This window comes from Haloterrigena sp. H1 (assembly GCF_005938085.1).
Taxonomy (GTDB): Archaea; Halobacteriota; Halobacteria; order Halobacteriales; family Natrialbaceae; genus Natrinema.
In genome coordinates, this window is sequence record NZ_SMZK01000003.1 from 256692 (window position 1) to 266976 (window position 10285).

Below are 10285 nucleotides of genomic sequence, written 5' to 3' on the forward strand. Positions count from 1 at the left end.
CTGTGAGAGACGATATCACGTACGCTACTTCCGTCAGACTTTTATCAACTAGTCGATGAGTGAGTTGGAAAATGACGGAGTCACCGCAGTACACCGCGACTGCGTTGCTGAACGCAGCGCCGGACGCGGTCATCACCGTCAACGAGGGTGGGGAGATCACGTACGCGAACGATCGAATTCGAGACCTCTTCGGCTACGAGCCGCGGACATCGTCGGCGACCGCGCGAGCGACTCGTGCCGAAGGACATCCGCGAGACACACGTCGACCAACGAGACGCGTTTCTGGCAAATCCGTCGCGGCGACCGATGGGCGTCGGCCTCGAGCTCAGGGGCCGCCACGCCGACGGATCGACGATTCCCGTCGATGTCAGTCTGAGCCCGATCGACACTGAGGTAACACCCGTCGTAGCAGTCGTCCGCGACGCGACCGAACGACGGGAACACCACCGACAGGTCACGAGGCTCCGCACGGCGACACGGGAGTTGATGGAGGCCGAAACGACGGAAGCGGTCGCCGAACTCGTCGCGACCGCTGCGACGAACCTCTTCGGCTACGAGAGTAGCGTATTCCGGATCGTCGAGGGCGGACGCCTCCTCCGGCCGGTTGCCCTCGCTGAGAGCGACGGGATCGACCTGGGCGAGCGACCGGACTACCCGATCGACGAGGAAACGCCGGTGACACGCGTCTACAAGCGAGGCGAACCGGAGTATCACGACGATGTCCGCGACCTCGACGACGGCTACGATCGTGGCGACGCCCGCGGGGCGATGTACATCCCCATCGGCGAGTACGGCGTGCTCAGCGTCCTCGAGCGCGCAGTCGGTGCCTTCGATCGGCCCGATCGACATCGCCTCGAGTCTCGCAGCCAACGCCGAGACCATTCTCGATCGCCTCCATCACGAACACGAACTCGAACGACAGATCGAACGCCTCGACGAGTTCAGCGGCGTCGTCTCCACGATCTCCGGAATCGCTGAACGTCGCCCAGGTCATCTCGAGCTCGCCCAAGAGGGGAACGGGCAGGAGAACCTCGAGGCGATCGACGACGCCTCGAGCGGATGAAAACGATCGTCGAGTCGACGCTGACACTGGCCAGACAGGGCAACGTCGTCGGTGAGACCGAGCCATGGCCGTCGACAGCCTCGCAGAACGTTGCTGGAAGCGGATCGACACACCCGACGCTTACCTTCGGCTCGAGGATCGGTTCCGCGTCGACGGCGACCGCGACCGTCTCGAGCACGTCTTCGAGAACCTCTTTTCTAACGCCGCGCGCACGGTCGTCAGGACGATACCGAGCACGGCACGCCGGAGATTACGGTACGGGTCGGCCGACTCGACGACGAAGTCGGGTTCTACGTCGAAGACGACGGTCGCGGGATCCCCGCGTCGAAGCGAGATCGGGTTTTTCGAGACCGGCTACACGGACTCAGCGGACGGTACCGGGTTCGGGCTGGCGATCGTCAGCCAGATCGCCAGCGCCCACGGCTGGCAGACGCGAGCGACCGAGGGTCGCGATGGCGGTGCCCGGTTCGAGTTCGCTGATGTCGAGTTCGCCTGAGCGACGATCGGACCTGTCTCTCACGACGACCGCCGCCACGGAGCCACGCGAGGCCGCGCCGGATTTATAGCTGACTCGTTCCTAGAGGCTCCTGTGAGTACGCGAACGAGTGCGCTCGATGCGGTCGTCTTCGGTGTCGACATTCAGAGCGGTGACGTGCGCGGTGACGCGCCATCGTACGCACTGGCGGTTTACGACGGCGACGACGTCACCCGGGACGTCGTCTCCCACCGGAAACTCAGGCGGTTGATCGACGACGAGGAGCCGGCGATCGTCGCGACCGACAACATGTACGAACTCGCCGCCGACAAAGACCAGCTGATCCACTTTCTTGGCTCGCTGCCCGCCGAGACGCGGCTCGTCCAGGTGACGGGTGCCGAACAGCCCGAACCGCTGTCTCGCGTCGCGAAACGCCACGGCATCCCATACGGCAAAGAGCCGATGAAAGAAGCCGAGGCCGCGGCCCGGCTGGCCGCCCACAACGTCGGCCACGAAGTGTCGGCCTTTACCGACACGACGGAGGTCAAGGTCTCCCGGGGGCGCTCGACCGGCAGCGGCGGCTGGAGCGAGGATCGCTACACCCGCCGCATCCACGGCTCCGTGCGGAAACGGGCCCGCGAGGTCGAGTCCGCCCTCGAGGAGGCGAACCTCGCATACGAGCGCGACGTCCGCGAGGCCTACGGCGGCTTCGCCAACGCCGTCTTCACCGTCGAAGCGCGACCGAGCGATATCCCCGTCTCGCGCAACCGGTCTGGTGACGTTCGCGTCGAGATCGAACGCGAGCGCCGCGACGGCATCGAATTCCGGCCGCTGGTCAAACGCCGCGATCACGTCATCGTCGGGATCGATCCCGGGACGACGACCGCCGTCGCCATCGTCGGTCTCGAGGGGGAGGTACTGGACGTCTGGAGTTCTCGGACCAGCGACACCGCCGAAGTGATCGAGTGGATCGTCGAGCGCGGCCGGCCGATTATCGTCGCGGCCGACGTGACGCCGATCCCCGAAACCGTCGAGAAGTTCCGCCGGAGCTTCGACGCCGCGGGCTGGACGCCCACGCGGGATCTGCCGATCGACGAGAAACAACATCGCACGCGCGAGCATCCGTACGAGAACGACACCCAGCGCGACGCGATGGCCGCCGCACTCTATGCCCTCGACGCCCACGAAGACCAGTTCGAGCGGATCGCCGCCAAGCTCCCGCCGGGCATGGATCGCGGCGAAGTCACCCCCGCGTCGTCGCCGGCGAGGAGAGCGTCGAGGCCGTCCTGCGGGACCTGCGCGACGACGAGGGCGACAGCGACGACGACGCGACCGAACACGAACCCCGCGAACTCACCGCCGAAGAAAAGCGGATCAAATCCCTCGAGCGCCAGGTCGAACGCCTCAAATCACACGTCGATACCCTCGAAGGGCGCGTCGAGGACCGCGACGAACGGATCAACGAACTCGAAAATAGCCTCAGCGGAGCCCGCCGCCAGGAGCGCAAGGAAGTCCGCAAAGACCGCGAGGTGAGCCGCTTAGAGCGGAAAGCGAACCGGCTCGAGCGCGAGCGCGACGAGGCCCGCGAGACGGTCGAGCAACTCGAGAAGAAAGTCGAGCGGATGAAGGCCCTCTGGAAGCTCGATCACTCGAAACTTCAGCGACGTCTCCGCGAAGAAAGAGGGGCTGGTCCCGGTCAAGGTCGTCGAGAAGTTCACGAAGGGCGCGATCCGCGAGGCCGACGACCAGTACGGCATCGCCAGGGGGACGTGGTCTACATCCGGGACGCGAGCGGCGCGGGTCGGTCGACGGCCGAGCTCGTGGCCGAGTTCGAGCCCCGCGTGATCCTCAAAGACGGCGGCCTCTCGGAGATCGCCGACGAGATCCTCTTCGACGCCGAGATCCCGGTCGGTCCCGCCGACGACGTCGCCATGCAGGAAGTCGACGAACTCGCCGTCGCCCGCGAGGACGACGTCGAAGCAGTCATCGACGACTGGCACGAGCGCGCCGAAGCCCGGAAACGGGATCGGAAAGCCGCGATGGTCGACCAGCTCATCAGCGAGCACCGCCGGGAACAACGAGGTCTGACCGGGTTCGAGTCGCCGTCCGTTACGTCTCGGGACCGGCTTCTATCGGCGACAACACCTGTGGCACCTCCTCGAGGGCGACCTCCTCGGTCAGGTCCTCGGTGTCGTCGACCGGCCCGTTGATGAACAGCGCGTGGGTGATGAGCGCGATCGCGACGACGCCGAAGCCGACGATCGCAGCCAAAAACGAGACGGCGGTCGCGTAACCGATGAGCGCACCGAGCCCGAGGCTCGCTCCGATACCGCTCAAGACGAGGTCGTAGTACTGGAGCGTGTATTCCATACGGTCGATACGCGACGTAGGGGCAAAACGCTTGACCCGGTGTTCGAGTCGCGCTCGTTCGAGCGATCAGAACATCCCGAAGCTCTGGAGCATCCCCGAGATCAGGGATTTGACGACCAGTCCGAGGCCAGCGAGGATGAGGGCCATCCCCGCGGCGATCAAGAGACTCTCGTACGCGACGAGTGCGATGCCGGCGAGCAAGAGCACGATTCCGACGACGCCGACCGCACCGAGGTTTCGTAACATATCCACGCGTCGAGAGCCAAGCGAAATAAGCAGCGTGGTTCCACGTCCTGCTCGAGACGGCACACCGAGCTGGGACGGTCGCATCGGGTGACGGGCGGATCAAGACAATAAAGGGTTAAACCGCTTGAACGCGAAGCCGCGGCCATGAGCGACGACGGAGATGGCGGTCGGAAGAACCTCCGGATGCCCGAGGGCGACGAGGTCTTCGCGACCGTCACGAACATGCTCGGGGCGAATCGCGTGAAAGTACGCTGTGCTGACGGGAAAGAGCGCACCGCACGCATTCCCGGCAAGATGCAAAAACGCATCTGGATCCGCGAGGACGACGTCGTCCTCGTCGAACCCTGGGACTGGCAGGACGAAAAGGCCGACATCACCTGGCGCTACGAAAAGAGCGAAGCCGACCAGCTCCGTCGCGAAGGTCACATTCAGTAATCGACGCTCGTTTTGCAGTGCTTCGTCCGGGACGAACGCAGTTGCGAGAGTTCGACCACGCAACCCGGTTCCGGTGCGGTATCAAAAGTACCATACCACCTCGTGACCCAGTGGAGCGTACTTAGGTGGTTTCCGTGACCAAGAAACAGGAATACAAAGACGACTATCCCGACAAAACGCTGTATATCCCGGGGCCGACTGAAGTACGCGACGACGTCATCGAGTCGATGTGCGAGCCGATGTTCGGCCACCGCATGGACCGGATGACCGACCTCTATACGACCATCGTCGAGGACACGAAGGAGTTCCTCGGCACCGACAACGAGGTCGTCATCCTCACGGGTTCGGGCACGGAGTTCTGGGAGGCGTCGACGCTCAACCTCGTCGACGAGAACATCCTCGTCCCGACCTGTGGCAGCTTCAGTGAGCGCCGCCAACGTCGCCGAGCGACTGGGCAAAAACGTCGACCGCCTCGAGTACGAATGGGGCCAGGCCATCAAGCCGAGGACATCCGCGCGGAACTCGAGGAAAGCGATACCGACTACGACGTGGTCGCGACCGTCATGAACGAGAGTTCGACGGGCGTACGCAACCCAATCGAGGAGATCGGCGACGTGGTCGCCGAATACCCTGATACCTACTTCGTCGTCGACGCCGTCTCCTCGCTGGGTGGCGACTACGTCGACATCGACGAGCACAACATCGACGTGATCTTCGCTTCCTCACAGAAGGCCTTCGCCATGCCGCCGGGCCTGGCGATTTGTGTCGTCAGCGACGACGCCTACGAGCGCGAACTCGAGAAAGATTCGGCGTCGTGGTACGGCGGCTTCCAGCGCACGATCGACTACTACGAGCGCAAAGGCCAGACCCACTCCACGCCCGCGATCCCGATCATGCTGGCCTACCGCAAGCAGATGAAACACATGCTCGAGGAGGGCCACGAGGCCCGCGACGAGCGTCACCGCGAGATGGCCGAATACACCGCGAGTGGGCCCGCGAACACTTCGATATGTTCCCCGAAGAGGGCTACGAGTCCCAGACGGTGAGCTGTATCGAGAAACACGCAGGGCATCGATGTCGCGGAAACCATCGAGACCGTCAGCGAAGAGTACGACTTCGTCTTCTCGAACGGCTACGGCTCACAGCTCGGCGAGAAGACGTTCCGCATCGGCCACATGGGCGAACACGACCTCGAGAGCATCAAGGAACTCACCGACGCGATCGAGGACGTCGCCGGGTTGTAATCTGCGCTCGAGCGTTCGGTTTCGAATCGCCGGCCGTTATTCGACCTGAATGGAACCGATCATCGTGATCTCGTGTGGGTGACAGGCGTACGTAGTCATCTCACTCCTGGCGGTAAATTCGAGGAGCTGTTGCTCGCCAGGATCCGTGACGGGATCGCCCGTCGTGAGGTCGTCGACGACCTCGTCGCTGTCGTTGCGGATCTGTAGGTTGTGCGCAGCACCGTCGCCCTCAGTCCAGCCGATCGAGTATCGCTCGCCTTCCTGCAGCACGAGTGTTGGATTTTCGACGCCTCGAGTGCGGACGGCGCGAGTCCCTCCCAGTGAGCCGTCTGGCCGCTGAACCGGATGTCCGCTCCGGGCTCGAGTTCGATTTGCTCCCCGGCAGTATCCGTGGTCTCCTCCGTGTCGTCGTCAGTGGCTGTATCCGACTCTACCACCGTCCCGTCACTGTCCACGACCACGATTTCGCCGACCATCGTCGTCGTGTGGAACTGACAGGTGTACGTGGTCATCTCGCTGCTGACCTCGAACTCGAGCCGCTGGTGGTCGGGCTCAACGGCTCTCTCGTCGCGAGGTCGTTGACGACCTCGCCGTCTGCGTTACGGATTTCGATGTTGTGGTAGGCACCGTCACCGACCGTCCAGCCCAGCTCGTACGTTTCTCCTTCTTGGAGGACGAGCGTCGGGTTCGTCGTCCCTTCGATCGAGGAAGGTGCGATGCCTTCCCAGCCAGTCGTCTGTCCGTCGAACTCGAACGTCGTGCCGGGATCGATTGCGATACCCTGCGCCGCCTCAGCACTCTCGCCATCACTGCTGTCCTCAGCAGCGTCACCATCGGCTGCGTCCGCACCGTTACTGGCATCGGTGCTGTTGCCGTCTGAGTCATCGGTCGGTGACGCAGCCGCGTTGTTACTGGTACTATCGTCCAGACAGCCCGCGAGTGACCCTCCTGCAATCGCGACGCCAGCGAGTTGAAGTACTGTTCGACGGGTGCGGGAATTCTTCTCATCAGACATGTTCGATCACTTCCTCGCTGATAGTATAAGTCTTCCTGATAGGTTGATATGTAAATATATTCGGCCGCGCGCCCTTGTCTTCCATCTGCAGTGGGGTTCACAGCGGGACGTCACCAGCTCACTGCTGGCCGTATCATCGCGGATTGCGCTCTCTCAGAGGGGAACCGCACTCGAGGCAGTGAAATCCGTTCGCAACACGTTTGACGGGTCCGCTGATCGGAACCAGTCGTATTCTGTAGTTGGTGGCGAAAATTTGAACGTGTTTATTCCTGTATTAAATGGGGGAGAAGAGCCGCGACCGCATTCGCTATCGGCGGTCATCCAGTGTTGGCGGAAAAATACGAGAGAAACGGAACGAACAGCGACGAATTCGATGTCCGTTAGAGTTCGAATTCGGTGTCGTAACCCAACTGGTTGTGGAGTTACTCGCTGGATTCGTTGCCGCCACCGCTGCCACTTTCGACCTGCAGCTCGCCGACCATCGTCGTCGTGTGGAACTTACAGATGTACGTGGTCATGTCGCTGCTGGCCGTGAACTCGAGGAGCTGACCTTCGGGTTCTTCGGAGGCGGTGCCCTCCGTCGCGAGGTCGTTGACGACGCGCCGCTGTCGTCACGGATTTCGATGTTGTGCTGGGCGCCGTCACCGGTTGACCAGCCAATCTCGTACGTTTCTCCTTCCGTGAGGACGAGCGTCGGGTTCGTCGCGCCTTCGATCGAGGAGGGAGAGATGCCTTCCCAGCCGGCCGTCAGCCCATTGAGATCGATCGTCGTGCCGGCCGAGATCTCCGTGGGGCCGTCGCTACTGCCGTTGCCGTTGCCGTTGCCGTTGCCGTTGCCGCCACCGCTACAGCCAGCGACGAGCGCCGTCGATGCGGCCGCACCCGTCAGCTTCAGCGCTGTCCGCCGCGAAACTGGATTGTCTTGTGCCATCATCGGACGTTTAGCCTCGAAACATAAAAATTGATACCTTCTTCAGCTAGAGTGTTATGGTAATACATACCACAATATAGCACTACCATAGACTACTGAATAGTGAGGAGACAAACCGAGAGAGCTGTAAGAAAACTGTTATTCGGTTGGGGACGATCGGACAGAAGGTCATCGCCGCTGGACTGTGAGCGTCTTCGGAGCGCGTCGGCGATGTCATCCCACCATCGATGGATACAAAGGGACACCGATGGACAACGAGCGGACTGCTTCGGCAGTTGGCCGAACGGATCGCCACCCGACTGGACGAGATCGGCTACGGGGCGGACGTACAGGTGCTCGACTTCGCGACGCTGGTCGCACCTACACCAGCGGCAGCGCCGACGACTACCAGCTGTACCTGCCGATATTGCGGCCGCCGGCCGTCACGGCCGAACCAACACGATCGTTCATCTCTCGAAAATACTTATGTAATTGCTGTCCCTCTTTACTCATGTATGAGTAAAATACTCGCCACCGTCACGGCAAGCACGCAGCGAATCGCAAAGACCCGGCGGACGATCGCACACTCCCCTGCGTTCGGTGAAGACCGGACGACTGACGCGGAGGGGCGTCCCGCGACGCGCATTCCACCAGGGGCTTCCTCACTGGGTGAAGGGGCGCGTCGATGACCGACCAGCACGGCTGCGGCTCTCTTTTTCCAGCGTCCGCCGACCGACACAGTCTCTCACAGCAACCGACAGTTGCACGAGCCAGACGACCCCACGGCGCTCGTGACGGTCTGATCAGTCGAACAACGACGACGGCCGCTTGAGATACACGTCCTGGTCGGTCACCCGCTGGTAGACATCGTACAGCGTCTCCACCGCCGCCTCGTCGGGGTCGAACCGAATGTGAGGCGCAGTGTGATAGCCACGACAACTGACGAGGAAGAAATACAGTGTCCGGTGGTGATCCGGCGTTGCGTCGACGACACCCATCGATCGGCTCCCGAGGTCGTCCGAGAAGTCATTGAGCATGGCCGCGATATCGTCGTGGAGCTGCTCGTCCGGTCGATACTGTGGCAGCCCGAACGCCTGTTGCATATACGTCGTCGCCGCCTCGAGAAACGGATTCGCATCGAGACCCGTCGGATCGACGTCCTGAAACGTCTCGTACAGTTCGAGGATCGTCGACAGTTCCGACCGCGTGACCGCGATCGGCAACACAGGCTCGCCGCGTGGCAGCGAGTAGTCGGGAAACGAGTGCGATCCCGGATCCGGAAGCTGATCGAACAGTCCCTCGAGCGACATGTGCAACACTATTTACAGAGTGCCAAACGATTACCGGTGTGAACGCGACTCGAGCGTGATACGGTTGGACAGAAGTCAATACGAAGTCGGTCGCGAATTCGCGACCGATCGTCACGTCGTTCTGTCCGACAATATGAGCAACGGATAGACGGGACAGCACAGCAGCCAGCCGTGACTGTTGAACTGTCGGTTTTGGCCACGATCGATGTCGCGACCGGTCTCGCTGAAGAAAATCCCGTTCCAACCCCAGTTATCGCCAGGCCGGCAACGTCGGTGCGTCCTCGGCCTGCATGGAGAGCCAGGCACCGTCGGCAGAGATGTCCGCAATGACGTACTCATCGCTCGCGGCCGTCGAATCGATCGAACCGACGATAGTGTCGTCGGACGCCATGGCGTTGGGGGATACTGCCATGATAGTGAGCCACACCCACCACCATATAAAGTCATCGGATCTTACTGTCCGTTCGCGATACCGATCGGAAATCGAATCAATCCTGGGTGTGAAACACTGGGTTTATACTCATTTTAGCCGTACGGTGGGGATATGAACGTAGCCGACGCGATGACGCCTCGCGAGGACGTGGTGACCGTCGATCTGCCGGGTACCCGGACCGACGTGCTCGAGTATCTCCAGGAGCAGTCGTTCTCGTCCGTGCCGGTCGTCAAAGCGACCGACGACGGGCTCGAGTACCGCGGGCTGGTCACACGGGAGACGCTGATCGAACAGCCCGACGAGGACCAGCTCGTCATGCTCTTAGAAGAGGACGTGCCGACGACGACGGCCGACACGAGCCTCGAGGCCGTCGCCCGGACGATGGTCGAGGCGGGCGCACGGCGCGTGCCCGTCGTCGACGGCGAGTTCGAGGGAATCGTCACGGTGACGGACGTGATCCACGCGATCGCGACGGGCGACCAGGAGACCGACGCCACCGTCGAGTCCTACGTCAGTGAGGACGTGAACACGACCTACGAGGGAGCGCCGCTGCCCGTCGCCGAACGGGGACTATCCTACGCGAACGTCCCCTACACCGTAGCGCTCGACGACGACGGTCGGATGAGCGGGATTCTCACGGAAGTCGACATCATCGACGTCGCCCGGATCGTCGAGGGCGAGGAGTCGACCGGTGACAACTTCGGCGATCAGGACGACGACTGGTCGTGGGAAGGGATCAAGGCCGTCGGCAGCCGCTATCTCCCCACGCGGGACATCGAGCTCC

Annotated in this window: 13 protein-coding genes and 2 pseudogenes; 8 read left to right on the plus strand and 7 right to left on the minus strand. The window is 62.4% G+C overall.

All coding sequences use genetic code 11. The features are described 5' to 3' along the window. Window positions 1–71: 71 nt before the first annotated feature. The 4 genes and pseudogenes from E2L06_RS23065 to E2L06_RS19545 form a co-directional block, all read left to right on the plus strand. A pseudogene (locus tag E2L06_RS23065) lies at window positions 72–209 on the plus strand (PAS domain-containing protein); the annotation flags it as partial. A 25-nt stretch (window positions 210–234) separates the two neighbouring features. After that, window positions 235–978 carry a GAF domain-containing protein gene (locus E2L06_RS19535; RefSeq protein ID WP_283241375.1) on the plus strand — a complete coding sequence of 248 codons (744 nt, stop codon included), beginning with the start codon at window positions 235–237 and terminating at the stop codon, window positions 976–978. A gap of 149 nt (window positions 979–1127) precedes the next feature. Further along, window positions 1128–1559 carry an ATP-binding protein gene (locus E2L06_RS19540; RefSeq protein ID WP_138783219.1) on the plus strand — a complete coding sequence of 144 codons (432 nt, stop codon included), beginning with the start codon at window positions 1128–1130 and terminating at the stop codon, window positions 1557–1559. 93 nt (window positions 1560–1652) lie between these two features. Next, a pseudogene (locus E2L06_RS19545) lies at window positions 1653–3626 on the plus strand (DUF460 domain-containing protein). Window positions 3627–3647: 21 nt separating this feature from the next. Here the strand turns inward: E2L06_RS19545 and E2L06_RS19550 are convergent. After that, window positions 3648–3908 (minus strand): hypothetical protein, encoded by a 261-nt coding sequence (locus E2L06_RS19550; RefSeq protein WP_138783220.1) that lies wholly within the window; start codon window positions 3906–3908, stop codon window positions 3648–3650. Window positions 3909–3974: 66 nt separating this feature from the next. Continuing rightward, window positions 3975–4154, minus strand: a complete 180-nt coding sequence (locus E2L06_RS19555) for a hypothetical protein (protein WP_138783221.1) — start codon at window positions 4152–4154, stop codon at window positions 3975–3977. A 144-nt stretch (window positions 4155–4298) separates the two neighbouring features. Between E2L06_RS19555 and eif1A the strand changes: the two genes are divergently transcribed. Together eif1A and E2L06_RS19565 are read left to right on the plus strand one after the other, a co-directional pair. Beyond that, complete coding sequence (gene eif1A, locus E2L06_RS19560) at window positions 4299–4589, plus strand: translation initiation factor eIF-1A (RefSeq protein ID WP_138783222.1); 291 nt, start codon at window positions 4299–4301, stop codon at window positions 4587–4589. Between the two features lie 134 nt (window positions 4590–4723). Beyond that, on the plus strand, window positions 4724–5635 hold the full coding sequence (locus E2L06_RS19565) for an alanine--glyoxylate aminotransferase family protein (protein WP_138783223.1): 912 nt from the start codon (window positions 4724–4726) through the stop codon (window positions 5633–5635). Between the two features lie 234 nt (window positions 5636–5869). Here E2L06_RS19565 and E2L06_RS22125 read toward each other — a convergent pair whose 3' ends face one another. The 3 genes from E2L06_RS22125 to E2L06_RS19575 form a co-directional block, all read right to left on the minus strand. Then, window positions 5870–6103: a plastocyanin/azurin family copper-binding protein gene (locus E2L06_RS22125; RefSeq protein WP_343192877.1), complete on the minus strand. Its 234-nt coding sequence runs from the start codon at window positions 6101–6103 to the stop codon at window positions 5870–5872. Between the two features lie 238 nt (window positions 6104–6341). Beyond that, window positions 6342–6848, minus strand: a complete 507-nt coding sequence (locus E2L06_RS19570; protein WP_171052429.1) for a hypothetical protein — start codon at window positions 6846–6848, stop codon at window positions 6342–6344. Window positions 6849–7362: 514 nt separating this feature from the next. Then, window positions 7363–7779, minus strand: coding sequence for a hypothetical protein (locus E2L06_RS19575; protein ID WP_394348752.1), 417 nt, complete (start codon window positions 7777–7779; stop codon window positions 7363–7365). A 494-nt stretch (window positions 7780–8273) separates the two neighbouring features. On the opposite strand from E2L06_RS19575, the gene E2L06_RS22130 reads away from it, so the two are divergent. Continuing rightward, window positions 8274–8447: a hypothetical protein gene (locus E2L06_RS22130; protein WP_171052440.1), complete on the plus strand. Its 174-nt coding sequence runs from the start codon at window positions 8274–8276 to the stop codon at window positions 8445–8447. 114 nt (window positions 8448–8561) lie between these two features. Here the strand turns inward: E2L06_RS22130 and E2L06_RS19580 are convergent, their stop codons facing one another. Next, a complete protein-coding gene (locus E2L06_RS19580; RefSeq protein WP_138783224.1) occupies window positions 8562–9068 on the minus strand; it encodes a hypothetical protein in 507 nt (168 codons plus the stop codon). A gap of 250 nt (window positions 9069–9318) precedes the next feature. Then, window positions 9319–9480 carry a hypothetical protein gene (locus tag E2L06_RS22135; RefSeq protein WP_171052274.1) on the minus strand — a complete coding sequence of 54 codons (162 nt, stop codon included), beginning with the start codon at window positions 9478–9480 and terminating at the stop codon, window positions 9319–9321. Between the two features lie 132 nt (window positions 9481–9612). On the opposite strand from E2L06_RS22135, the gene E2L06_RS19585 reads away from it, so the two are divergent. Next, a partial coding sequence (locus E2L06_RS19585; RefSeq protein ID WP_138783225.1) for a CBS domain-containing protein occupies window positions 9613–10285 on the plus strand: 673 nt, incomplete at its 3' end.

Bases quoted from the DNA above. Each gene is read 5' to 3' on its own strand.
- E2L06_RS19540 (WP_138783219.1), top strand. From the start codon at position 1,128: ATGGCCGTCGACAGCCTCGCAGAACGTTGCTGGAAGCGGATCGACACA.
- E2L06_RS19550 (WP_138783220.1), bottom strand. From the start codon at position 3,908: ATGGAATACACGCTCCAGTACTACGACCTCGTCTTGAGCGGTATCGGA.
- E2L06_RS19555 (WP_138783221.1), bottom strand. From the start codon at position 4,154: ATGTTACGAAACCTCGGTGCGGTCGGCGTCGTCGGAATCGTGCTCTTG.
- eif1A (WP_138783222.1), top strand. From the start codon at position 4,299: ATGAGCGACGACGGAGATGGCGGTCGGAAGAACCTCCGGATGCCCGAG.
- E2L06_RS19570 (WP_171052429.1), bottom strand. From the start codon at position 6,848: ATGTCTGATGAGAAGAATTCCCGCACCCGTCGAACAGTACTTCAACTC.
- E2L06_RS19575 (WP_394348752.1), bottom strand. From the start codon at position 7,779: ATGGCACAAGACAATCCAGTTTCGCGGCGGACAGCGCTGAAGCTGACG.
- E2L06_RS22130 (WP_171052440.1), top strand. From the start codon at position 8,274: ATGAGTAAAATACTCGCCACCGTCACGGCAAGCACGCAGCGAATCGCA.
- E2L06_RS19580 (WP_138783224.1), bottom strand. From the start codon at position 9,068: ATGTCGCTCGAGGGACTGTTCGATCAGCTTCCGGATCCGGGATCGCAC.
- E2L06_RS22135 (WP_171052274.1), bottom strand. From the start codon at position 9,480: ATGGCAGTATCCCCCAACGCCATGGCGTCCGACGACACTATCGTCGGT.